The 24,154-nt window shown below is 65.6% G+C and carries 21 protein-coding genes and 1 pseudogene; 15 read left to right on the forward strand and 7 right to left on the reverse strand.

What is annotated here, in order from left to right:
• Positions 1 to 8 precede the first annotated feature (8 nt).
• The 3 genes from PA01_03170 to PA01_03180 all read left to right on the forward strand — a co-directional run bounded on the left by PA01_03170 (position 9) and on the right by PA01_03180 (position 3,714).
• Positions 9 to 2,183, forward strand: coding sequence for a malate synthase G (locus tag PA01_03170; protein KON80761.1), 2,175 nt, complete (start codon positions 9 to 11; stop codon positions 2,181 to 2,183).
• 144 nt (positions 2,184 to 2,327) lie between these two features.
• Positions 2,328 to 2,888 (forward strand): DUF2946 family protein, encoded by a 561-nt coding sequence (locus PA01_03175; protein ID KON82274.1) that lies wholly within the window; start codon positions 2,328 to 2,330, stop codon positions 2,886 to 2,888.
• Positions 2,889 to 2,919: 31 nt separating this feature from the next.
• On the forward strand, positions 2,920 to 3,714 hold the full coding sequence (locus tag PA01_03180; protein ID KON80762.1) for a Mut7-C ubiquitin/RNAse domain-containing protein: 795 nt from the start codon (positions 2,920 to 2,922) through the stop codon (positions 3,712 to 3,714).
• A 22-nt stretch (positions 3,715 to 3,736) separates the two neighbouring features.
• Here PA01_03180 and PA01_03185 read toward each other — a convergent pair whose 3' ends face one another.
• A complete protein-coding gene (locus tag PA01_03185; protein KON80763.1) occupies positions 3,737 to 4,162 on the reverse strand; it encodes an acyl-CoA thioesterase in 426 nt (141 codons plus the stop codon).
• 486 nt (positions 4,163 to 4,648) lie between these two features.
• On the opposite strand from PA01_03185, the gene PA01_03190 reads away from it, so the two are divergent.
• From PA01_03190 to PA01_03210, 5 genes are all read left to right on the forward strand, one after another.
• Positions 4,649 to 4,999 (forward strand): CidA/LrgA family protein, encoded by a 351-nt coding sequence (locus PA01_03190; GenBank protein KON80764.1) that lies wholly within the window; start codon positions 4,649 to 4,651, stop codon positions 4,997 to 4,999.
• A complete protein-coding gene (locus PA01_03195; GenBank protein KON80765.1) occupies positions 4,996 to 5,727 on the forward strand; it encodes an LrgB family protein in 732 nt (243 codons plus the stop codon). Before PA01_03190 ends, PA01_03195 begins: the two co-directional genes overlap by 4 nt.
• Before the next feature lie 74 nt (positions 5,728 to 5,801).
• A complete protein-coding gene (locus PA01_03200; GenBank protein ID KON80766.1) occupies positions 5,802 to 7,427 on the forward strand; it encodes a hypothetical protein in 1,626 nt (541 codons plus the stop codon).
• 83 nt (positions 7,428 to 7,510) lie between these two features.
• Positions 7,511 to 9,562, forward strand: coding sequence for an elongation factor G (fusA, locus tag PA01_03205; GenBank protein ID KON80767.1), 2,052 nt, complete (start codon positions 7,511 to 7,513; stop codon positions 9,560 to 9,562).
• Positions 9,563 to 9,666: 104 nt separating this feature from the next.
• On the forward strand, positions 9,667 to 9,927 hold the full coding sequence (locus tag PA01_03210; protein KON80768.1) for a DUF4212 domain-containing protein: 261 nt from the start codon (positions 9,667 to 9,669) through the stop codon (positions 9,925 to 9,927).
• An 87-nt stretch (positions 9,928 to 10,014) separates the two neighbouring features.
• Here PA01_03210 and icd read toward each other — a convergent pair whose 3' ends face one another.
• Positions 10,015 to 11,259, reverse strand: a complete 1,245-nt coding sequence (icd, locus tag PA01_03215) for an NADP-dependent isocitrate dehydrogenase (protein ID KON80769.1) — start codon at positions 11,257 to 11,259, stop codon at positions 10,015 to 10,017.
• Between the two features lie 229 nt (positions 11,260 to 11,488).
• Positions 11,489 to 13,725 (reverse strand): annotated as a pseudogene (locus tag PA01_03220) (NADP-dependent isocitrate dehydrogenase).
• 432 nt (positions 13,726 to 14,157) lie between these two features.
• Here PA01_03220 and aceK point away from each other — a divergent pair.
• The gene (gene aceK, locus PA01_03225; GenBank protein ID KON80770.1) at positions 14,158 to 15,933 is read left to right on the forward strand and encodes a bifunctional isocitrate dehydrogenase kinase/phosphatase; all 1,776 of its coding nucleotides are present in this window, start codon (positions 14,158 to 14,160) and stop codon (positions 15,931 to 15,933) included.
• A 12-nt stretch (positions 15,934 to 15,945) separates the two neighbouring features.
• Here the strand turns inward: aceK and PA01_03230 are convergent, their stop codons facing one another.
• The 3 genes from PA01_03230 to coaBC all read right to left on the reverse strand — a co-directional run bounded on the left by PA01_03230 (position 15,946) and on the right by coaBC (position 18,162).
• Positions 15,946 to 16,380, reverse strand: coding sequence for an NUDIX domain-containing protein (locus tag PA01_03230; GenBank protein ID KON80771.1), 435 nt, complete (start codon positions 16,378 to 16,380; stop codon positions 15,946 to 15,948).
• Positions 16,381 to 16,830, reverse strand: coding sequence for a dUTP diphosphatase (dut, locus tag PA01_03235; GenBank protein KON80772.1), 450 nt, complete (start codon positions 16,828 to 16,830; stop codon positions 16,381 to 16,383).
• Positions 16,831 to 16,950: 120 nt separating this feature from the next.
• Positions 16,951 to 18,162: a bifunctional phosphopantothenoylcysteine decarboxylase/phosphopantothenate--cysteine ligase CoaBC gene (coaBC, locus tag PA01_03240; GenBank protein ID KON80773.1), complete on the reverse strand. Its 1,212-nt coding sequence runs from the start codon at positions 18,160 to 18,162 to the stop codon at positions 16,951 to 16,953.
• 46 nt (positions 18,163 to 18,208) lie between these two features.
• On the opposite strand from coaBC, the gene radC reads away from it, so the two are divergent.
• The 6 genes from radC (at position 18,209) to PA01_03270 (ending at position 22,987) form a co-directional block, all read left to right on the forward strand.
• Entirely contained in the window at positions 18,209 to 18,886 is a 678-nt protein-coding gene (radC, locus tag PA01_03245; protein ID KON80774.1) for a DNA repair protein RadC, read from the forward strand.
• A 215-nt stretch (positions 18,887 to 19,101) separates the two neighbouring features.
• A complete protein-coding gene (rplU, locus tag PA01_03250) occupies positions 19,102 to 19,413 on the forward strand; it encodes a 50S ribosomal protein L21 (protein ID KON80775.1) in 312 nt (103 codons plus the stop codon).
• Positions 19,414 to 19,431: 18 nt separating this feature from the next.
• Entirely contained in the window at positions 19,432 to 19,695 is a 264-nt protein-coding gene (rpmA, locus tag PA01_03255; protein KON80776.1) for a 50S ribosomal protein L27, read from the forward strand.
• A gap of 79 nt (positions 19,696 to 19,774) precedes the next feature.
• Entirely contained in the window at positions 19,775 to 20,986 is a 1,212-nt protein-coding gene (gene obgE, locus PA01_03260; GenBank protein KON80777.1) for a GTPase ObgE, read from the forward strand.
• Between the two features lie 18 nt (positions 20,987 to 21,004).
• On the forward strand, positions 21,005 to 22,120 hold the full coding sequence (proB, locus tag PA01_03265) for a glutamate 5-kinase (GenBank protein ID KON80778.1): 1,116 nt from the start codon (positions 21,005 to 21,007) through the stop codon (positions 22,118 to 22,120).
• Positions 22,121 to 22,156: 36 nt separating this feature from the next.
• Positions 22,157 to 22,987, forward strand: a complete 831-nt coding sequence (locus PA01_03270) for an HDOD domain-containing protein (protein ID KON80779.1) — start codon at positions 22,157 to 22,159, stop codon at positions 22,985 to 22,987.
• 61 nt (positions 22,988 to 23,048) lie between these two features.
• On the opposite strand, the gene PA01_03275 is transcribed toward PA01_03270, so the two are convergent.
• On the reverse strand, positions 23,049 to 23,822 hold the full coding sequence (locus PA01_03275; protein KON80780.1) for a PEP-CTERM/exosortase system-associated acyltransferase: 774 nt from the start codon (positions 23,820 to 23,822) through the stop codon (positions 23,049 to 23,051).
• Positions 23,823 to 24,154 lie beyond the last annotated feature (332 nt).

The following is a 24,154-nucleotide window of genomic DNA, read 5'->3' on the forward strand; positions in this document are numbered from 1 at the left end:
GAGACATCATGACCGAACGAATCCAAAGTAATCAGCTCCAGGTTGACGCGGCGCTGCACCGCTTCATCGAAACCGAAGCCCTGCCCGGCACCGGCCTCGACTCGGCAGCGTTCTGGAAAGGCTTCAGCGACCTGGCCAACGAGCTGGCGGTCAAGAACCGCGCGCTGCTCGCCGAGCGCGACCGCCTGCAGGCCGAGATCGACACGTGGCACCGCGCCCACCCGGGCCCGATCGCCGACATGCCGGCCTACCGCGCCTTCCTCGAGCAGATCGGCTACCTGCAGCCGGTCCCCGCCCCGTTCAAGGTCACGACCGCGAACGTCGATATCGAGATCCGCGAGCAGTGCGGCCCGCAGCTCGTCGTGCCGATCATGAACGCCCGTTATGCGCTGAACGCGGCGAACGCGCGCTGGGGCAGCCTCTACGACGCCCTTTACGGCACCGACGCGATCCCGTCGGACGGTGGCGCCGAAGCCGGGGCGTCGTACAACCCGGTGCGCGGCGCGCGCGTCATCGCTTTCGCCCGCGACGTACTGAATCAGGCCGCCCCGCTCGCGCAAGGTGACCACTCGAAAGCTGCGGGCTACGCCGTCGAAGCCGGCAAGCTCGTCGTCACGCTGCAGGACGGCACGAAGACCGGTCTCGCCGACGCATCGAAGTTCGCCGGCTACCAGGGTGACGCGGCCGCGCCGAAAGCGGTGCTGCTGAAGAACCACGGCCTGCACCTCGAGATCCAGTTCGACCGCAACCACGCGATCGGCAAGACCGACACGGCCGGCATCAAGGACGTGCTCGTCGAAGCGGCGATCACGACGATCATGGACTGCGAGGACTCGGTCGCCGCCGTCGACGCCGAGGACAAGATCGTCGCGTACCGCAACTGGCTGGGCCTGATCACCGGCACGCTGGTCGAGACGATCGACAAGGGCGGCAAGACCTTCGAGCGCAGGATGAACGCGGACCGCGAATACACCGCGGCTGACGGCTCGCAGCTGCGCCTGCACGGCCGCTCGCTGCTCTTCATCCGCAACGTCGGGCACCTGATGACCAACCCGGCGATCCTGCTCGCCGATGGCAGCGAGATTCCGGAAGGCATCCTGGACGGCGTCGTCACGACGCTGATCTCGCTGCGCGACCTGCAGCTCAAGCACAACTCGCGCACCGGCAGCATGTACATCGTCAAGCCGAAGATGCACGGCCCGGCCGAAGTCGCCTTCGCCAGCGAACTCTTCGGCCGCGTCGAGCAGCTGCTGGGCCTGCCGGCGAACACGATGAAAGTCGGCATCATGGACGAGGAGCGCCGCACTTCGGTGAACCTCGCCGCGTGCATCAAGGCCGCCGAATCGCGCGTCGCGTTCATCAATACCGGTTTCCTCGACCGCACGGGCGACGAGATGCACACCGCGATGGAAGCGGGCCCGATGATCCGCAAGGGCGACATGAAGAGCTCGGCGTGGATCCAGGCTTACGAGCGCCAGAACGTGCTGGTCGGCCTCGACTGCAGCCTGCGCGGCAAGGCGCAGATCGGCAAGGGCATGTGGGCGATGCCGGACCTGATGGCGGAGATGCTCAAGCAGAAGATCGGCCATCCGAAAGCGGGTGCGACGACCGCGTGGGTGCCGTCGCCCACGGGTGCCACGCTGCATGCGCTGCACTACCACCAGGTCGACGTCCAGGCGGTGCAGCAGGAGATGGAGAAGATCAGCCTCGCCACCGAACGCGACACGCTGATGAATAAGCTCCTGACCGTGCCGGTCGCGGCGAGCGCGAACTGGAGTGCCACCGAGATCCAGCAGGAACTCGACAACAACGCGCAGGGCATCCTCGGCTACGTCGTGCGCTGGATCGACCAGGGCGTCGGCTGCTCCAAAGTGCCGGACATCAACAACATCGGCCTGATGGAAGACCGCGCGACGCTGCGCATCTCGAGCCAGCACATCGCGAACTGGCTGCGCCACGGCGTGACGAACGAGGCGCAGGTCATGGAGACCCTGAAGCGTATGGCCGCGGTCGTTGATCAGCAGAACGCCGGCGATCCGCTGTACCGTCCGATGGCGCCGAACTTCGACTCGATCGCGTTCCAGGCGGCGAAGGATCTGATCTTCAAGGGCTGCGCGCAGCCGAGCGGCTACACCGAGCCGCTGCTGCACCGCTGGCGCCAGGTCGCGAAGGCGCGCGGCTGAGCCGCCGCGCCGGGCCGCTTTCACGGCGGCCCCGGCGCGGCGCGCCGATCTGCGGCGCGCCGCCCTCGCGGGAACGGATCGCGCGCGGATGAGCCATAGTGGAGTATACGTACTGCCCATATTCCGATGACGATGCCCGTTTCGATGCCCGTTTCGATGCCCGTTTCCGCCCCCCTCCCCGACTGGCCGACCGGTCACGCAGTATACGGCTGGCTCGCGCTCGACCGCCGCGGCGGGTGGCGCCTGAAGGACGAGCCGGTCACGCACGCCGGCCTGATCGCCTTCCTCAACACGCATTACGCGTCCGATCCGAGCGGCCACTGGTTCGTGCGCAACGGCCCGCAGCGCGTGTATGTCGCGCTCGAGTACGCGCCGCTGGTGCTCAGGCTCGAGCCGGACGGGCGCGCCGTCGCCCACACCGGGGCCGACGCCGGCGACGTGCGCAGCGCCCATCTCGACGAGGACGGCAACGTGCTGCTCGCGACCGCGCGCGGCCCGGGCTTGCTCGACGACCGCGACCTCGCGGCCTTCGTCGCCGAATGCCGCGGCCCGGACGGTGCGCCCGCGAGCGACGAGGCGTTGCTCGGCGTCCTCGGCGGCGGCGCAGGCGTCACCTGGCGCGGGCTCGCCCTGCAGCCGATCCGCCGCGCCGATATCCCGGCGCATTTCGGCTTCGAGCCTGCTCCGCACGACCGCCGGACGTGACCGGTCCCGGGGGCGACGAGGCCGGAAAGCAATGGTCACCGCGACTTTCCGGTTCTACGAGGAACTCAACGATTTCCTCGCGCCGGCGCGGCGCCGGCGTGAGTTCGACGCGCGGTGCGCACGCGCGGCAACGGTCAAGCACATGGTCGAGGCGCTCGGCGTGCCGCACACCGAAGTCGAACTGGTGCTCGTCAACGGCGAATCGGTCGATTTCGGCCGCCTGCTGCGCGACGGCGACCGCGTCGCGGTGTATCCGAAGTTCGAATCGCTCGACATCACGCCGCTGCTGCGCGTGCGCCCCCACCCGCTGCGCGTGATGCGCTTCGTCGCCGACGCGCATCTCGGCGGACTCGCTCACCTGCTGCGGATGACGGGCTTCGACACGCTCTACGACAACCATTTCGACGACGGCGAGATCGAAGTCCTCGCCGCGCGCGACGGGCGCATCGTGCTGACGCGCGACCGCGAACTGCTCAAGCGCCGGACGCTGACGCACGGCTGCTACGTGCGGACGCTCAAGCCTGCCCGGCAGGTGCGCGAGATCTTCGACCGGCTCGACCTCGCCGGCAGCGCGAAACCGTTCACGCTATGCCTCGACTGCAACGCTCCGCTGCGCCCGATCGACAAGACACAGGTCGAAGACCGCCTGCCGCCGGGCGTGCGCGCGAGCCACACGCGTTTCAGCACTTGCGACGTGTGTCGCCGCGTCTTCTGGGAAGGATCGCACTGGCGGCGGATGCGCGCGCTCGTCGACGCACTGCTCGCCGGGCTCCCGTCGCCTGCCGCGGAAGTCGCGGCTGCGCCAGACTCCGATCATCCGAAGTGAGAGCACCCCGCTGTAGCACGCGCTACTGCACCATCGGCAACCTGAACTCCTCGGCATGCAGCGCGACCTCCGGCGGGAACGGCTGCGAGCGGCGCGTCACCGGATTCAGGCACACGACGGTGCAGTCCGACGTCGAGCAGACTTCGCCGCTTTCGGTATTGACGATTTCATGGCGGAAGCGCACCACTTTTTCGCGCATTTCGAGCACGCCGCTGCGCACGAACACGGTGTCGCCCGGATACAGTTCCTTCTGGTAGCTGATGTTCTGCTGCACCATCGCCAGATTCACCGCGCCGCTGCGCAACAGCGACGCCGACAGCCCGAGCATCGCGTAGAACTGCCAGCTCGCCGCATCGTGGAACTCCATGTACGCGCGGATGTTGATATGCCCCATGTGATCCCGTTGCCATTCATGCACCGTGCCGCGCGCCGTTTCGACCATCGTCATTGCCGCCTCCTCGTGCCGTCGCCGTTGTCATCGAGCCGCAACGATAGGGCGTTCGGGCAGGTATCGGCAATACCGGGCAATCGCAGCGCTGCAGCGGTGCGCTCCGTCGCACGGGCGTGGCGGCCGCCGGCACAGCTGGTCACCCGCCCGTTCGCCGCTACCCGGGAACGGACACCGCACGGTGCCGTTATTAACCCGGCAACTGCTGTAAATACCGTTCGGGCTGAGCCCTTCGACTTCGCTCAGGACAGGCTCGTCGAAGCCCTGGCCAAACACCGTTCGGGCTGAGCTTGTCGAAGCCCTGGCCAAACACCGTTCGGGCTGAGCTTGTCGAAGCCCTGGCAGCGCCCTTCGACAAGCTCAGGGCGAACGGTTGTACGAGCTCAGGGCGAACGTTTATACAAGCTCAGGGCGAACGGTTGTATTTAATCGCCGGGTTAATAGAATGTCGCGATCATCCCGCCCGGCCAGCTCCGCAGAGATTTCATGATCGGCGCCCTGACGCTACTCCTCGTGTTCCAGCTCGTCGGCGAAGTGCTGGTGCGCGGGCTCGATGTGCCGATTCCCGGTCCGGTCGTCGGCATGGGCCTGCTGTTCGTCACGTTGATCGTGCGCGGCGGCCCCGGCGAACAGTTGCGCGGCACTGCGAACGGCGTCCTGCAGCACCTGTCGCTGCTGTTCGTGCCAGCAGGCACCGGCGTCATGCTGCATTTCCAGCGACTTGCCGACGAGTGGCTGCCGCTGAGCGTCGCGCTGGTGTTCAGCACGCTGCTGTCGATCGCAGTTACCGCACTGCTGCTGCAAAAGTTGACGCACCGCCGCGGAGAATCCCGATGACGCCGGTGCTCGGCGAGATCTGGGTGTATCTGTCGACGACGCCGCTGCTCGGCCTGACGCTGACGCTGCTCGCCTATCAGGCAGCATCGTGGCTGTACCGCCGCGCGAACCACCATCCCCTGCTGAACCCGGTGATGCTCGCGGTGATCATGCTGGTGCTGGTGCTGAGCGCGACGGAAACGCCGTACGAAACCTATTTCGACGGCGCGCAGTTCGTGCATTTTCTGCTCGGCCCGGCCACCGTCGCGCTCGCGATCCCGCTCCATGCACAATGGGGGCGCCTGCGCAGCATGCTGGTGCCGCTGCTCGCGACACTCGCCGCGGGGTCGCTGACCGCGGCGCTGTCGGCGGTCGGCATCGCGGCGCTGCTCGGCGCGAGCCGCGAGTCGATGATGTCGCTTGCGCCGAAGAGCGTCACGACGCCGATCGCAATGGGAGTCGCGGAGCGTCTCGGCGGCCTGCCGTCGCTCACCGCGGTACTCGTCATCTGTACCGGCATCCTCGGCGCGATCTGCGCGCGCTATGTCTACCGGATGCTGCGCATCGACGACGATGCGGTGCGCGGCTTCGCGATCGGCATCGCGTCGCATGGCATCGGCACCGCGCGCGCGTTCCAGGTCAGCGAACAGGCAGGCGCCTTCGCCGCGCTCGGCATGGGGCTCAACGGACTGCTGACCGCCGCTTCGCTGCCGTGGATCCTGCCATGGGTCGAGCGACTGATGGGCTGACCGGTCCCCGGACCGCTTTCCCCTTTCGTTTTTTCCTTCAACCCGATCCGCCCCTGACCCCTGGAATCCCCGCCTTGAGCACTGCCCTGTACCGCTGGTTCGACCGCAACATTCTGGAGCTGGGCCGCGAGATGCGGCTGTCGTACCTGCCGCCGCTGATGGTGTATGTCGCGGCCGGCGTATCGGGCCTGACCGGCATCGTCGGCACGTTCTTCGTCAAGGACTACCTCGGCCTGTCGGCGGCTTTTCTCGCCGCGCTCGGCTTCTGGGCCGGCATTCCGTGGGCGCTGAAGATGCCGCTCGGCCATCTCGTCGACCTGATGTGGCGGCACAAGGCCGGGTTCGTCTATCTGGGCGCGACGCTGATCGCAGCGAGCCTCGCGATCATGATCGGGCTGATCTCCCGGCCCGACGAGATGCGCGCCGTGATGAGCGCCGAAGCGTGGTTCGTGCTGTCTGCGCTGCTCGCACCGCTCGGCTACGTGATGCAGGACGCGGTCGCCGACGCGATGACCGTCGAAGCGGTGCCGCGGCTCGACGCCGACGGCGCCCCCTACCCGGCCGAAACGATAAAGCTGATGCACACGACAATGCAGATGCTCGGGCGCGTCGCGATCATCGGCGGCACGGTGCTGGTGTCGCTCGCGAACGTCGCGATGTTCCAGGGCGCCGAAACCCTGCCCGAGTCCGCAAAAGTCGCGATCTACGTGCGCATCTACGAGCTCGCGCTGGTGATCCCGCTGCTGTCGATCAGCGGCGTGCTGCTCGCCGGCGTGCTTAAGCGGCGCGAGGCGCGGCGCCTCGAGTCGCTCGGCCACAGCACCGCGGAAGTCGATCGCCTGGTGCACGAGCCGCAGGAAAAAACTGCGCCGAACTGGTGGATCCTTGGCGGCAGCGCGGTGTTCGTCGCGCTCACGCTCGGCGTCGGGCTGTCGGGCATGGCGTACGGCCAGGAGCTGATCTTCGCATCGTCGTTTGCGATCATCGGCGTGATGATCGCGAAGCTGCTGCGCGAACTCGCCCCGGAGGCGGCGCGCACGCTGCTCGGCACCGTCATCGTGATCTTCGTCTTTCGCGCGATGCCGACGCCGGGAGCCGGTGCGAGCTGGTGGATGATCGATGTGCTCGGCTTCGACCAGAGCTTCCTGTCGCGCCTCGACCTGATCACGAGCACGCTGACGCTCGCCGGCCTGTTCCTGTTCCGCCGCTTCATGGCCGAAAAATCGATCGCCCAGATCGTCATCGTGCTGACGCTGGCCGCGACGCTGCTGTCCGCCCCGATCGTCGGCATGTTCTACGGCCTGCACGAATGGACCGCGCGGCTCACCGGCGGACTCATCGACGCGCGCTTCATCGCGATCGCGAACACTGCGCTCGAGTCGCCGCTCGGGCAGGTGTCGATGGTGCCGATGCTCGCGTGGATCGCGAATTCGGCCCCTTCGCATCTGAAGGCGACGTTCTTCGCGGTGATGGCATCATTCACGAACCTTGCGTTGTCGGCGGCGCAGCTCGGCACGAAATACCTGAACGAGATTTTCACCGTCAGCCGCGAAGTGCGGGATCCGGCCAGCGGCGCCGTGACAATGCCTGCCGATTATTCCGAACTCGGCGTGCTGCTGATCACCGTCACGCTGCTGGGATTGTCGCTGCCGCTGCTGGCGATCGCGGTGACGCGGCTGTTCGGGCTGCGCAGCGCCTGAACGGGCCTGTCCGACCTGCAGGCGTTGCACCCGCGGCGCGACAGGCGGAAACTCTGGTCAAACGACAACGGGAGGACAGCGCCATGACACCGACCTCGGTACACGACATCCGCAACGTCGCCCTGCTCGGCCATTCCGGCGGCGGCAAGACGACTCTGCTCGAAGCGCTGCTCGCCGCCTCGGGGACGATCGGTGCGGCCGGCAGCATCGAACGCGGCGACACCGTCAGCGACTTCGACGCACAGGAAAAGGCGATGGGCCATTCCCTTGCGACGTCGATTGCGCACTTCGAATGGGCCGGGCACTGGGTCAACATGCTCGACACCCCGGGCTTGCCGGATCTCGCCGGGCGCGCGCTGTCGGCGCTGCCCGCAGTCGAGACGGCGGCAGTCGTCGTCAGCGCGCAGGCAGGCATCGAAAGCGGCACCCGCCGCATGATGGATGCCGCGGCCGACAAGTGCCGCCTGGTGGTCGTATCGAAGATCGACGCCGCGAGCACTGCCGACCTCACGGCGCTGATGGAGAAGCTGACGGCGACTTTTGGTCGCGAATGCCTGCCCGTCAACCTGCCGGCCGCCGACCGTGCCCGGGTCATCGACTGCTTTTTCGCGCCCGACCACGCTGCCGAAACCGCATTTTTGTCGGTCGCCGCAGCGCACGAGGCGATCATTGACCAGGTCGTCGAACTCGACGAAGCGCTGATGGCAAGCTATCTCGAGCAGGGTGAATCGCTCGACCCCGAGCAGCTTCACGCGCCGTTCGAACAGGCGCTGCGCGAAGGCCACCTGATTCCGGTGTGCTTCGTATCAGCGCGTACCGGCGCCGGGGTGAACGAACTGCTCGACATTCTCGGCCGCCTGATGCCGGACCCGACCGAAGGCAATCCGCCCCGCTTCCTCAAAGGAGAAGGCAGTCAGGCGCAGCCGGTCGAAGTCGCGCCGGACCCGGCCCGCCACGTTATCGCGCATGTGTTCCAGGTCGCGAACGATCCGTATCGCGGCAAGCTCGGGCTGTTCCGCATCCACCAGGGGACGCTCGGCCCGAACACCCAGCTCTATATCGGCGACAGCCGCAAGAGCTTCAAAGTGGCCCACTTGCTGCGCCTGCAGGGCAAGAACCAGGTCGAGACGCCGGTCGGCGTGCCGGGCGACATCTGCGCCGTCGCGCGCGTCGACGACATCCACTCCGACGCCGTGCTGCACGACTCGCACGACGAAGACACCTACCATCTCGCTGCGCCGCGCTATCCGCAGCCGGTGTTCGGGCTCGCGCTGATCACCAAAAAACATGGCGACGAACAGAAACTGGCCGAAGCGCTGGTGCGGCTCGTCGACGAGGATCCGTGCCTGGAAGTGGGGTTCGATCACCAGGCCCGCCAAACGGTGATCCGGGGGCTCGGAGAACTGCATCTGAAGATCGTGCTGGAGCAGTTGCGCACGCGCTGGAACCTGCAGCTCGACACCGCGACACCCACGGTGCCGTATCGCGAAACCATCGCCGGCACCGCGGAGGCACGCTACCGCCACAAGAAGCAGAGCGGCGGCGCCGGCCAGTTCGGCGAGGTCGCGCTGCGCGTCGAAGCGCTGCCGCGCGGCTCCGGCATCGAACTCGGCAACGAGGTCAAAGGAGGCGCGATCCCGACGAACTTCCTCCCGGCAGTCGAGAAAGGCGTGCGCCAGGCGCTCACCGAAGGGGCGTTGTCCGGTTTCCCGGTGCAGGACGTGCGCGTCGTGCTGACCGACGGCAAGCACCATGCGGTGGATTCGAACGAAATCTCGTTCGTCACCGCCGGGCGTCACGCGACGCTCGAAGCGCTGCTCGCGGCGCGGCCGATCGTGCTCGAACCGCTGGTCACGGTCACGGTGAAAATCGAGGACAGCCATTTCGGCGACATCACCGCCGAGTTCGCTGCACGGCGAGGCCGGCTCACCGCCACCGAGAGCCCAGCGAGCGGGTGGACAGTGCTCACCGCGACCGTGCCGATGGCCGAGATGGAAGGCTTCGAGGCGCGGCTCAAAGCGATCTGCGCCGGCGAGAGCGAATTCGTGCTTGCGGCGAGCGGCCACGAGCCCGCGCCGCAGGAGGTGCAGCAGCGTCTCGCGAAGCTCCATGCCGAGCGAAGTTCCGGCCAATAGCACAGGACGCCTCCCGCACCGGGAGAACCATGCGCCGGGGGGACGCCACACTCTCCCGCCGCATGCGCTCCCTGTTGCGCTCACCCGGAACCTCGGCTGGAACAATGAAACTGACTGAACAACAGCGGGTCTACTGGCGCCGCACCCTGCTGCTCACGGTAGCGCTGCTGTCCGTCTGGTTCCTTGTCACGTTCGGAGCGGGTTACTTCGCCGACGAACTCAACCGGTACTCCTTCTTGGGCTTCCCTCTCGGTTTCTACATCTTTGCCCAGGGATCGCTGCTGACCTACCTGGTCATCATCGCGATCTATGTCCATGTGATGAATCGCCTCGACCGCCGCCACGGGGTCGGCGAACGCCGGTAGGCGAACCTCCCGGGGGACGGCGCCCCGTCCGCTGTAACGCAAAAAGCCCCCTTTCGGGGGCTGCGAGGTGTGTCCACTGACCGCGAGTTACATGCGCGCGATCATCGCGTCGCCAAACGCCGAGCAGGACACTTCCTGGGCGCCTTCCATCAGGCGCGCGAAGTCGTAGGTCACGACCTTGTCGCCGATGGCGGCTTCCATGCCTTTGATGACGAGATCGGCCGCTTCCGTCCACTTCATGAAACGCAGCATCATCTCGGCGGACAGGATCAGCGAACCCGGGTTGACCTTGTCCAGGCCGGCGTATTTCGGCGCCGTGCCGTGCGTCGCTTCGAAGCACGCGTACTGATCGGAAATGTTCGCGCCCGGCGCGATGCCGATGCCGCCGACCTGCGCAGCCAGCGCGTCGGAGATGTAGTCGCCGTTCAGGTTCGTCGTCGCGATCACGTCGTACTCGGCCGGACGCAGCAGGATCTGCTGCAGGAAAGCGTCGGCGATCGAGTCCTTGACAACGATTTCGCGCCCGGTGTTCGGGTTCTTGAACTTGCACCACGGGCCGCCGTCGATCGGCTGCGCGCCGAATTCCTGCTGCGCCAGCTCGTAAGCGACGTCACGGAACAGGCCTTCGGTGAACTTCATGATGTTGCCCTTGTGCACGATCGTCAGCGACTTGCGGTCGTTTTCGATCACGTACTTGAGCGCGGCACGCACCAGCCGCTGCGTGCCTTCGACCGAAACCGGCTTGATGCCGATGCCGGACGTTTCCGGGAAGCGGATCTTCTTGACGCCCATCTCGTTCTGCAGGAACGCGATGACTTTCCTGACCTGCTCCGAGTTTGCCTGCCATTCGATGCCGGCGTAGATGTCCTCGGTGTTCTCGCGGAAGATCACCATGTTGGTCAGTTCCGGGTTCTTCAGCGGCGAAGGCACGCCCTTGAAGTACTGGATCGGACGCACACACTGGTAGAGGTCGAGTTCCTGACGCAGCGCGACGTTCAGCGAGCGGATGCCGCCGCCGACCGGCGTCGTCATCGGGCCCTTGATCGACACCGAGTATTCCTTGAGCGCGTCGAAAGTTTCCTTCGGCAGCCACTCGTCCGGGCCGTAGACCTGAGTGGATTTCTCGCCGGCATAGACTTCCATCCAGTGGATTTTTCTCTGGCCGGCATAGGCTTTCTGGACTGCCGCATCGATGACCTTGATCATCACCGGCGTGATGTCTACGCCGATGCCGTCGCCTTCGATGAACGGGATGATCGGATTATCGGGGATGGGCTGGCCAGGAATGATTTTCTGACCGGCGGCCGGGACCGTGATGTGAGATGTGCTCATGCCTACTCCCTCTAGGTGGACTCGATTCGATTGACTCAGCGTTGCACTGAAAACCTTCGACTGGCAGCTTGGGGAATCACCGCACGCGGGCGCCCCGGGGACGACGTATGCGGATGATGCTCCTCCCCCACTCCGGATATCAATTATGGCGCAAAACCCCGGCACCTTCCTTTCGGCGCCAGGATTTCCGCCTGCGCGCGCCCCTTGCGCGGCGCGCGCTTCGCGATGCTCAGGCCGAGGCTTCCGCCAGAATCGCGTTGAACGTCGCGCTCGGGCGCATCACCGCCTGGGTCTTCGCCGGATCAGGCAGGTAATAGCCGCCGATGTCCGCCGGACGTCCCTGTGCGGCGCGCAGCTCGTCCACGATCTTCTGCTCGTTCTCGGCCAGCGCTTTCGCCACCGGGGCGAAACGCGCCTTCAGCTCCGCGTCGTCGTCCTGCGCCGCCAGCGCCTGTGCCCAGTACAGCGCGAGGTAGAAGTGGCTGCCGCGGTTGTCCAGCTCACCGGTCTTGCGCGACGGCGACTTGTCGTTGTCGAGCAGTTTTCCGGTCGCCTCGTCGAGAGTCCTGGCGAGCAGCTTGGCCTTGGCGTTGCCGGTCTTGATGCCCATGTCTTCGAGCGACACCGCCAGCGCGAGGAACTCGCCGAGCGAGTCCCAGCGCAGGTGGTTTTCCTCGACCAGCTGCTGCACGTGCTTCGGCGCCGAACCGCCTGCCCCGGTTTCGTACATGCCGCCCCCGGCCATCAGCGGCACGATCGACAGCATCTTCGCGCTGGTGCCCAGTTCCATGATCGGGAACAGGTCGGTCAGGTAGTCGCGCAGGATGTTGCCGGTCACCGAGATCGTGTCGAGGCCGCGGATGACGCGCTCGAGCGTGTAACGCATCGCCCGCACCTGGCTCATGATCTGGATGTCGAGCCCGCTCGTGTCGTGATCCTTCAGGTACTTCTCGACCTTTTTGATCAGCTCTGCCTCGTGCGGGCGGTAAGGGTCCAGCCAGAACAGCGCCGGCATGCCGGAGTTGCGGGCGCGGTTGACGGCCAGCTTGACCCAGTCGCGGATCGCGGCGTCCTTGACCTGGCACATGCGCCAGATGTCGCCTTCCTCGACGTTCTGCGTCAGCAGCACTTCGCCGGTGGCGATATCGACGATGCGCGCCTCGCCGGCTTCCGGAATCTCGAAAGTCTTGTCGTGCGAGCCGTATTCCTCGGCCTGCTGCGCCATCAAGCCGACGTTCGGCACGGTGCCCATCGTCGTCGGATCGAAGTTGCCGTTGGTCTTGCAGAAGTTGATCATCTCCTGGTAGATGCGGGCGAACGTGCTCTCCGGCATGACGGCCTTGGTGTCTTTCGGCTTGCCGTCGGCACCCCACATCTTGCCGCCGATGCGGATCATCGCCGGCATCGAGGCGTCGACGATCACGTCGTTCGGCGCGTGCAGGTTGGTGATGCCCTTCGCGGAATCGACCATCGCCAGCTCCGGGCGGTGCTCGTGGCAGGCGTGCAGGTCGCGCACGATCTCGTCGCGCTTCGATTCCGGCAGCGTCGCGATCTTTTCGTAAAGGTTCGACATGCCGTTGTTGACGTTGACGCCGAGCTCGTCGAAGAGCTTGCCGTGCTTCTCGAACGCGTCCTTGTAGAAGATCTTGACTGCATGGCCGAACACGATCGGGTGCGAGACTTTCATCATCGTCGCCTTGACGTGCAGCGAGAACATCACGCCGGTCTTGCGCGCGTCTTCCATCTGCTCTTCGTAGAACGCGCACAGCGCCTTCTTGCTCATGAACATCGAGTCGATGATCTCGCCGTCGAGCAGCGCGACCTTCGGCTTGAGGACAATGGTTTCACCGCGGCGGGTGACGAGATCCATCCGTACGTCGCGCGCGTGATCCAGCGTCATCGACTTCTCGCCATGGTAGAAGTCGCCGCTTTTCATGTGCGCGACGTGCGTGCGCGACGCCATGCTCCACTCGCCCATCGAATGCGGATGCTTGCGCGCGTAGCGCTTGACCGCGGGGGCGCGCGGCGGTCGGAGTTGCCTTCGCGCAGCACCGGGTTGACGGCGCTGCCGAGCACCTTGCCGTAGCGCTGCTTGATGATCTTTTCTTCGTCGGTTTTCGGCGTTTCCGGATAGTTCGGAATCGCGTAACCCTTCTGCTGCAGCTCGGCGATCGCAGTGGTGAGCTGCTGCACGGCGGCGCTGATGTTCGGAAGCTTGATGATGTTGGTGTCCGGATCCTGCGTCAGCCGGCCGAGTTCGGCGAGGTTGTCGGGCACCTTCTGCGCGTCGGTCAGATAGTCCGAAAATTCGGCCAGGATACGAGCGGCCACCGAGATGTCGCTCTTCGCGATATTGATGCCGGCGGGCGCGGCAAACGTCTCGATGATCGGCAGCAGCGAGTAGGTCGCCAGCAACGGCGCCTCATCGGTGAGCGTGTAGATGATGGTCGGACTCTTCGTTGTCATGCATTTCTCCCTCGTAATTTTGCCTGCGCGAAGCCTGACGGACGCAAAAACGCGACGAGATACGGCCTCTGAAGGCTCGATCGCATCCGCTCACTTTCTGGCGGCGCACGATTATAGACCTGTGAGCGCAGCACGTTTGACGCCAGGCGCACAATCTTACTCTTATATAAGATACAAGATGGCGCGTGCTCGTCCGACGGTGTCCCCCGCGCGCCATCGAGCGGCGAAACCGGGGAGCGGCTGTTGCGCGGATTTGGACCTACGCTGCCCCTGAAAGCCGACTCGCACCGGTCGGGGAAGACCGCGTACCGGCACAGGCTGCTGCGCCAGGGCGTTGCGGGCCCATGCCCGGCGCTCCGCAGGTTTCGGGATAAAATGTGGGCCATCACGCCGCTGCGCGCCAACTTCGCACCTCATCGAGACGAGGAATCCATGGACGCACCCGTCGGGGAAAACCCGGTCGCCCAATCGATCGCCCAGGCGATGATCGAAGGCTTCAACAAGCATTACCGGATCTTCCGCGAGACTTCGCGCCGCGCCAAGGAAAGCTTCGAGGCGGCCGACTGGCAGGCGCAGATCGACGCGGTGCGCGAGCGGGTGCAGTTCTACGACGACCGCGTCGATGAGGCGGTGCGGCGGCTGCACGAGGAGTTCGACGCCGACTCGCTCGACGACAGCACCTGGCAGCAGCTCAAGCTCCAGTACATCGGCATCCTGATGCGGCACAAGCAGCCGGAGCTGGCGGAGACTTTCTTCAATTCGGTGTGCTGCAAGATCCTGCACCGCACGTATTTCAACAACGACTACCTGTTCGCGCGTCCCGCCGTCTCGACCGAATACATCGAATCCTATCCGCCGGTCTACAGCAGCTATTACCCGCAGGACGAAGGCTTGCGCACCACGGTGCGGCGGATCATCGAGGATTTCGACTGGCAGCGCCCGTTCGCGGATCTCGATCGCGACATCGACTACATCCTGCGCGCCGTGCATGAACACCTCGGCGCGTGGCCCGACATGGAAGTCAATTGCCAGATCCAGGTGCTGTACTCGGCGTTCTACCGCAACAAGACCGCCTACATCATCGGCAAGGCGATCAACGGCTACCAGGAATATCCGTTCGCGCTGGCCGTGCGGCACAACCCCGCAGGCCGGCTCGAGGCCGACACGATCCTGCTCGACCCGTGGCGCATCTCGGTGCTGTTCTCGCTGTCGCGCGCGTATTTTCTCGTCGATATGGAAGTGCCGTCCGGCTACGTCCACTTCCTGCGCTCGATCATGCCGAACAAGCACCGTTCCGAGCTCTATACGATGCTCGGGCTCGGCAAGCAGGGCAAGACGATGTTTTTCCGCGACCTCATCGCCCACCTGCGCCACTCGAACGACCAGTTCATCGTCGCGCCCGGCATCCGCGGCCTCGTGATGCTGGTGTTCACGCTGCCGTCCTACCCGTACGTGTTCAAGGTCATCAAGGACGTGTTCGGCGCGTCGAAAAACATGGACCGCGCGACCGTCAAGCGCAAGTACCTGATGGTGAAGCAGGTCGACCGCGTCGGGCGGCTGGCCGACACGCTCGAGTTCTCGTACGCCGCGCTGCCGCTGTCGCGCTTCCACCCCGAACTGCTCGACGAGTTGCGCGCGCTCGCGCCGTCGGCGTTCGAGATCGAAGGCGATTCGGTGATCATCAAGCACCTCTACATCGAACGCCGCATGACGCCGCTGAACATCTACCTCGAGCGCGCGGACGACGACCAGGTCGAATACGCGGTGCGCGAATACGGCAACGCGATCCGCGAGCTGGCGACGGCCAACATCTTTCCCGGCGACATGCTGTGGAAAAACTTCGGCATCACCCGTTACGGTCGCGTCGTGTTCTACGACTACGACGAGATCGAGTACATGACCGCGATGAACTTTCGCAGAATCCCCCCGGCACCGTACCCGGAGATGGAGATGGCGGCGGAGCCGTGGTATTCCGCAGGTCCGATGGACGTCTTTCCGGAAGAATTCGCGACGTTCCTGCTCGGCGCCCCGCGCGTGCGCAAGGCTTTCCTCCAGCACCACCGCGACCTGCTCGATGCCAAGTTCTGGCAGGACGTGCAGGCCTCGATCCGCAAGGGTTACCTCGAGGATTTCTTCCCGTATCCGACCGAACTGCGTTTTTGCAACCTGCGGAACAACAAGCGCGCCCGCGCAGACCAGGCGGCCTGACCGGCAGCCGGCTCACACGTCGTCCTGCCACCCGAGTTCCAGCAGCCACGGTGTCGGCCGTGCAGCCAGCGCGCTGCGGATGTAGGGAACGGTCGCCGCGGGAAGGCGCTCCCGCCCGAACCAGCCGAGCCGGTCGCATTTGTCCGGTTCGCAAATCTGCGGCTCGCCGCTGAAGCGGCCGGCGCGGACGAAGAAATCGACACGGTTCGTGTCGGAGCGGCGGTGCACGGCGCCGACGTATTCGAGCGCATCCGCGTGCAAGCACAGCCCGGTTTCCTCGCGCATTTCCCGCACGGCCGCGTCGAGCAGCGACTCGCCGGGCTCCAACTGGCCACCGGGAAGGCTGTACAACCCGTCGAAAAACCCGGTCCCGGCGCGTCTGAGCAGCAGCACGTCACCATCCCGCTCGACGATGACGTGTACGCCAACCGGAATTCCGCGACGCATTCAGTGCTTGCCGGTGCTGCCGAAACCGCCCGCGCCGCGGTCGCTTTGCGGGAATTCATCGACGATGTTGAAGCCGACCTGCAACACCGGCACAACGACCAGTTGGGCGATGCGCTCCATCGGCTGGACCGTGAACGTTTCGCGTCCGCGATTCCACACCGACACGAAAATCTGCCCCTGGTAATCCGAGTCGATCAGCCCGACGAGGTTGCCGAGCACGATGCCATGCTTGTGACCGAGGCCCGAGCGCGGCAGCACCATCGCCGCAAGCCCCGGATCGGCGAGATGGATCGCGAGCCCGCTGGGAATCAGCGTGGTTTCGCCCGGGTGCAGGCTCACCGGCGCGTTCAGGCACGCGCGCAGATCGAGCCCGGCTGCACCGGGCGTCGCATACGCGGGCGCGTGGGTGCGCAGGCGGTCGTCGAGAATCTTGACGTCTATTCGGTGCATTTTCCCCTCGGAACTTGGATCGTCGCCCGCGCAGTCCACAAGCGGCTGCAGCAAACGGAAATGACTTTGTTGATTATCGCGCCCGTTGGTCCCGGGTCGTAACGCGGCAGTCGGTCGCGCTCAGGTCGCGAGCTGCCGGACAGCCTGCATCGCCAGCAGGCCCGCCAGATGCTCGACGATCTTCTGCGCGACGACCGTTTTGGGCGCGCGCGGCTGCGGATGGCGACCGGCGTCGTCGTACAGGATCACCTGATTGTCGTCGCTGCCGAGCCCGTCCTGCACGAGGTTGCCGACCAGCATCGGCAGGCGCTTGGCGCGCCGCTTGCCTTCGGCGTACGCATCGAGGTCGCGGCTTTCGGCGGCGAAACCGACGCAGAACGGTGCATCCGGGCGTGCCGCGACTTCGGCGAGGATGTCCGGGTTGGGTGTCAGCGTCAGCGTGAGCTCGGCGGACGACTTCTTCACCTTGTGCTCCGCGGCCGACACCGGCCGGTAATCCGCGACCGCGGCGACGCCGATGAAGACGTCGGCCCCGGGGAGCGCCGCGGCAACGGCGTCGCGCATCTGCAGCGCGCTGCGCACGTCGACGCGATCGACGCCGAGCGGCGCCGGCAGTCCGGTCGGCCCGCTGACGAGCACGACTTCGGCGCCAGCGCGCCGGCACGCCTGCGCGAGCGCATAGCCCATCTTCCCGGAACTCGTGTTCGTGATGCCGCGCACCGGATCGATCGCCTCGAACGTCGGCCCTGCAGTCAACACGACTTTGCGCCCGGCGAGCAGCTTCGGCTGGAAAAAGGCGATCAGGTGCTCGAGCAGTTCGTCCGGCTCGAGCATCCGGCCCATGCCGGTCTCGCCGCAGGCCTGGTCTCCGGCGGCCGGGCCGACCACCGTCGCGCCCTCGGCAGCGAGCTGCGCGATATTGCGCCGCGTCGCCGGGTGCTCCCACATCTGGCGGTTCATCGCCGGCGCGACGAGCAGCGGACATTCGCGCGCGAGGCACAGCGTCGTCAGCAGGTCATCGGCGATGCCGTGCACGAGCTTCGCGATGACGTCAGCCGTCGCCGGCGCGATCAGGATCGCGTCAGTGCCGCGCGTCAGGTCGATATGCGCCATGTTGTTGTCCGCGCGCGGATCCCAGAGATCCGACCATACCGGGTTGCCCGACAGCGCCTGGAAAGTCACCGGCGTGACGAAACGTGCGCCGCCGGCGGTCAGCACGACGTGCACGTCGGCCCCCGCTTTTCCCAGCAGCCGCACGAGTTCCGCAGCCTTGTATGCGGCCACCCCGCCGGTGACGCCAAGCACGATCCGGCGCCCGCTCAATTCGCTCATGGCATATTCCGTATAATTAATAAACCCATCCTCACACCCGCTACCCATGGCAATCACCGACTGGCCGGAAAACGAGCGCCCGCGCGAGAAACTCCTCACCCGCGGCGCTGCCGCGCTGTCCGACGCCGAACTGCTCGCGCTGTTCCTGCGCGTCGGCATGCGCGGAAAAAGCGCGGTCGACCTCGCGCGCGAGCTGCTGCAACAGTTCGGCTCGCTGACCCGCCTGTGCGCCGCCTCCGCCGCGGAATTTTCCGCGATCCCGGGCATGGGCGTCGCAAAGTATGCCCAACTGCAGGCGGTCATGGAACTGGCGCGACGCGCGCTGGCCGAGCAGATGAACGCTGCCGACGTGTTCGAATCGCCGCTGGCGGTGCGCAACTGGCTGCGCCTGCGCATCGGCTCGCTGCCACACGAGGTGTTCCACGTGCTGCTGCTCGATGCGCGTAATCGCCTGATCGAAGCGGTCGAACTGTTCCGCGGCACGCTGACGCAGACCAGCGTCTACCCGCGCGAAGTCGTCAAGCTCGCGCTCGCGAAGAACGCCGCCGCGGTGATTCTCGCGCACAATCACCCTTCGGGCGCCGCCGAGCCGAGCCCCGCGGACGAACTGCTGACGCGCAGCCTGAAGCAGGCGCTCGAGCTGGTCGATATCCGCGTCCTCGATCACTTCATCGTCACCGCCCACGCGCAGCCCCTGTCGTTCGCCGAGCGCGGGTTGCTGTAGCGCGGCAGCGTGAAAGCCCGGCGCACGCCCCCCCCGGCGTGCCGAAATGGCAAAAGCACTTCCGCCCGCGCTTCGCAGCGGCGGTCATGCCCGCCCTGCCGCGCGAACCCCGCCGCCTCCGCGAACCGCCTGAAAGCCTTGAAATCCTTGACTATCATCGACTTCGCCATTAGAGTGCTCGATTCTTTTGCAAACCCATCAACTGGAGCAACACCATGTACGCGGTGATAAAAACCGGCGGCAAGCAGTATCGCGTCGCAGCCGGCGAAAAGATCAAGGTAGAACAGATACCGGCAGACGTGGGCTCCGAAATCACCATCGACCAGGTTTTCATGGTCGGCGAGGGCGAGTCGGTCAAGATCGGCACCCCGGTGGTTTCCGGCGCCGTTGTCACGGCGACCGTGGTGTCCCACGGCCGTCACGACAAGATCAAGATTTTCAAGATGCGCCGCCGCAAGCACTACCAGAAGCATCAGGGGCATCGCCAGAACTACACCGAGCTTCGCATCGAAGCGATCTCGGCCTGAGTCCGGAGGTAATTCGACATGGCACACAAAAAAGCTGGCGGCAGTTCCCGTAACGGCCGCGACTCGGAATCGAAACGCCTCGGCGTCAAGCGCTATGGCGGCCAGTTCGTGCTCGCCGGCAACATCATCGTTCGCCAGCGCGGCACCGAATACCATCCGGGCGAAAACGTCGGCATCGGCAAGGACCACACGCTGTTCGCGCTGAAAGACGGCACCGTGCAGTTCACGATCAAGGGCGCGCAGCGCCGCCGCACCGTCGTCATCGTGCCCGAAGCCGCCTGAAACCCGGCGGCGTTCCGGTTCGAAAAGCCCTATCCTTGCGGTAGGGCTTTTTTGTTTTTGCCACAGGCACATCATCATCATGAAGTTCATTGACGAAGCACGCATCGAGGTCATGGCCGGCGACGGCGGCAACGGGTCGGCGTCGTTCCGGCGCGAGAAATTCGTCCCGCGTGGCGGCCCGGACGGCGGCGACGGCGGGCGCGGCGGCAGCATCTACGCGTGCGCGGACCGCAACCTCAACACGCTCGTCGACTACCGTTTCACGCGCATGCACCGCGCGCAACGCGGCGAGAACGGCGGCAACAAGGACTGCTACGGCAAGGGCGGCGAAGACATCGTGCTGCGCATGCCGGTCGGCACGGTGATCACCGATCTCGACACCGGCGAACTCGTCGCCGACCTCGACGAGGACGGCAAGCAGGCGATCATCGCGCGCGGCGGCAAAGGCGGCTTGGGCAACCTGCACTTCAAGTCGAGCGTCAACCGCGCCCCGCGCAAGCGCACGATGGGCGAGGAAGGCGAGCGTCGCGCGCTGCGCCTCGAACTGAAAGTGCTGGCCGACGTCGGCCTGCTCGGCATGCCGAACGCCGGCAAATCCACGTTCATCCGCGCAGTCTCGGCAGCAAAGCCGAAAGTCGCCGACTATCCGTTCACGACGCTCGCGCCGAACCTCGGCGTCGTGCGCACCGACGAGAACCGCAGCTTCGTCATCGCCGACATTCCCGGGCTGATCGAAGGGGCGGCTGAAGGGCATGGTCTCGGCCACCAGTTCCTGCGCCACTTGCAACGCACGCGCGTGCTGCTGCATCTCGTCGACCTCGCGCCGTTCGATCCCGACGCCGATCCGGTGCGGGACGCCAAGGCGATCGTCGAGGAACTGCGCAAATACGATGAATCGCTGTACAACAAGCCGCGCTGGCTGGCGCTGAACAAACTCGACCTGATTCCCGAAGACGAGCGCGCCGCGCGTGTCGCCGCCTTCCTCGAAGCCTATGGACCGGTCGAACGCCATTTCGAGATCTCGGCGCTGACCGGCGATGGCTGCCGAAAGCTGGTCTTCGCGATCCAGGACTTCCTCGATGCCGGGCGTGCCCAGGCGGAAGCCGAGAAAGCGGCGCGCGCCCATGCCGAAGCGCTCGCCGCGGCCGAAGCCGAAGCGCGCGTGGAGGCGGCCTACCAGGCACGACTGCAGGCGCTCCTCGCCGAAGGCGACGCTGGATCCGGCGAAAACGACGACGAGAACGAGAACGATCCCACCGATGACCAGGACACCAAGCGGCCCAATCATTAGGAACCTTCCCAGCCCGTCATGAGAGACAAGATCCGCAACGCGCGCCGCATCGTCGTCAAAGTCGGCAGCGCACTCGTCACGAACAACGGTGCCGGACTCGACAAAGCGGCGATGGGCGACTGGGCGCGCCAGATCGCCGCGTTGCGTGTCGCGGGCAAGCAGGTCGTGCTGGTGTCGTCCGGCGCGATCGCCGCCGGCATGCAGCGCCTCGGCTGGCAAAAGCGCCCGCACGAAATGCACAAGCTGCAGGCCGCTGCAGCGGTCGGGCAGATGGGCCTCGTCGAAGCTTACGAAGACGCTTTTTCGCGCCACGATCTTCACACCGCGCAGATCCTGCTGACCCACGACGACCTCGCCGACCGCAAGCGCTACCTGAACGCACGTTCGACGCTGACGACGCTGCTCGAACTGGGAGTCGTGCCGATCATCAACGAGAACGACACGATCGTCACCGACGAGATCAAGTTCGGCGACAACGACACGCTCGGCGCGCTGGTCGCGAACCTCATCGAAGCCGATGCGCTGGTGATCCTCACCGACCAGCAAGGCTTGTACACCGCCGACCCGCGCCGCGACCCCAGTGCAACGCTCGTCTGCGAAGGCCGCGCCGAAGACAGGTCGTACGAGGCGATGGCGGGCGGTGCCGGCACCGGTATCAGCCGCGGCGGGATGATCACGAAGATCCGCGCCGCGCAGCGTGCGGCGCGAAGCGGCGCCCACACGTGCATCGCCAGCGGCAACGAAGCCGATGCACTGATCCGCCTCGCGCAGGCCGAACCGCTCGGCACGCTGCTCTACGCGACCAGTTCGCCGCTGCAGGCGCGCAAACAGTGGCTCGCCGACCACCTGCAGCTCGCCGGCGACCTCATCCTCGACGATGGCGCAGTCGCCGCGTTGCGCAGCGGGCGCAGCCTGTTGCCCGTCGGGGTCGTCGAAGTCGGCGGCGAATTCGAGCGCGGCGCAGCCGTCGCCTGCCGCAGCGCCGCCGGCGACGAGATCGCGCGCGGTCTCGTCAACTACAGCAGTAGCGAGTGCCGCCGCATCGCGCGCAAATCGAGCACGCAGATCGAAAAACTGCTCGGCTACATCGACGAACCCGAGCTGGTTCACCGCGACAACATGGTGCTGCGATAAGCTGCGCGGCTCCGTGACAGCCGGCATTAATCGACGATGGCGAACGACGTTTCCCCGCAGCGCTTCCTGATCCAGATCGCGGACGACCTCTCGTCCGGCGACATCACTTTCCCGACCTTTCTGGACGCGGTGATGAAGATCCGAATGGCGCTCGACAACCCGCGGCTGACCGTCGATGAACTGGCCCGCGTCCTCGGAGCCGAGCCGCTGGTATCGGCCAAGGTCATCCGTCTTGCGAACTCGGCGGCGCTGAATTTTTCCGGAAACGACGTCTGCGATGTCAGAAGCGCGGTGATCCGCGTCGGTTTTTCGGCAATTCGCGCCCTCGCGATTTCCGTCGCGATCGAGCAGCTGATGCTCGACCGGGAAATGGCCCCTTATGCGAGCAAAGCACGCCGGCTTTGGGAACACAGCCTCGACGTCGCCGCCCTGTCGTTCGTCATCGCCCGCAAGCTGACCCGTTTCAACCCGCACGAGGCGATGTTCGCCGGCCTCGTGCACGATGTCGGTTACTTCTATCTGCTGTCACGCGTTGCCCGCCATCCCGGCGTCGCCCACGACGACGACCTGTCCCGCCTGCTTTCCGAATGGCATGCGGCCGTCGGCCACGCCGTGCTCGGCGCACTCGATGCGCCCGATGCCATTCTCGACGCGGTCTCGGGCTGCGGGACGGCGTACGAAGGAGACTCTCCGGCCACTCTGGCAAACGTCGTCCACCTGGCGAACCGGCTGACCACCCATCCCAATCCGTTTTCGCGGCCCGGGGAAATCCCTCCCACGCAGCCAGCCCCCGCCGCTGCGGTCGCGGAAATCGTTGCCGAGTCACGCGACGAGCGGAACTCGCTGATGTCCGCGCTGGGACAGTAGTTTGCGGGCACCCTGCTGGCGACGAGGGCGCGACCCCCGATAGGACCAAGCGAGCCGCTCGTCAGGTAGCGACCATCGCCGCCCGCTTCCCCTCGTAGCCGGCCATGACGCCACCACGGATCAGGTCCCACATCGGGCGAATCAGCGAACGCAGCCCTTCCTTGCTCTGCTCCACGTCCATCATCGACGGCACCCGCGTGCCGCGATGTTCGATCGGCGGGCCGACCTGCACGATACTGAAGCCGAGCCGCGACAGATGCGCGGCGAGGCGCGGCTCGGTGATGACGAACACCTTTTCGACGGCACATTGCTCGGCCAGTGCCATCGTCCCCAGATACAAACCGACCGGGATGAACGGAAAACGCGGCGTGGCGTTCGAGCCGAAGTCGCGGGTTCGCAGCGTCATGTCGGTATGCTTTTCACCACGACGGCGACGGTACATTTGCCTGACCGCAAGCCGGGAAACTTCCGCAATCTTGTGTCGCGGCAGCGCGCGCGAGTCGATCGTGTGCCGATCCAGGTTCGCCCGGCAAACGTTCTCGAACGGGAAAGGATGAGCGGGGTCCTCGGGGCGCGCGAGGACCAACCGGGTGCAGCCGACGAGCGTATGGGAGTCGTCTGCGGTGCGCAGCAGGCAATGCACGCTGTGACGATCGTATTCGTCGGTTTCATGCCGATCGTCGCGCAGCGGCTCGAAGCCGAGGTCTTCGCAGTACACCTCATGGCGAATCGTGAAAACCTGGTCGCGCGTGGATTGATCCAGTGCCGGCAAAACCTCGAAGCGGCTCCCGAAACCCTTGCCCAGGTCCGAATCACAAGAAAACGGTGTGCGCATAATTTCCCCAGTGCCCCGGGCGCTCGAACTCGCTCGACCGGCCGATTCTGTGATCCGTGCCGCCTGTCCGCGGCTCCGAGAAGGAGCTGGCTCTAATCAGAATGTGCAGCTTCCTGACGCGCCATGCCGAAGGAATCCGCACCAGTCGGTGATAATCGTCCGCGGTTGATGAAAAATCGGAAAACCATCGAACTGGCGCGATTACCAGCAACCGGCGTGCCGGCAGCGGCTGCCGTTCATGGTATCGACAACGTCTTTGTAGTCAAGTCTCAATACCGATGCAATGACACTGACCGTCCGCCTGCAGCGCAACTTTCAGCTCGCAATACGAC

Source organism: Azoarcus sp. PA01 (assembly GCA_001274695.2).
Lineage (GTDB): Bacteria > Pseudomonadota > Gammaproteobacteria > Burkholderiales > Rhodocyclaceae > Aromatoleum.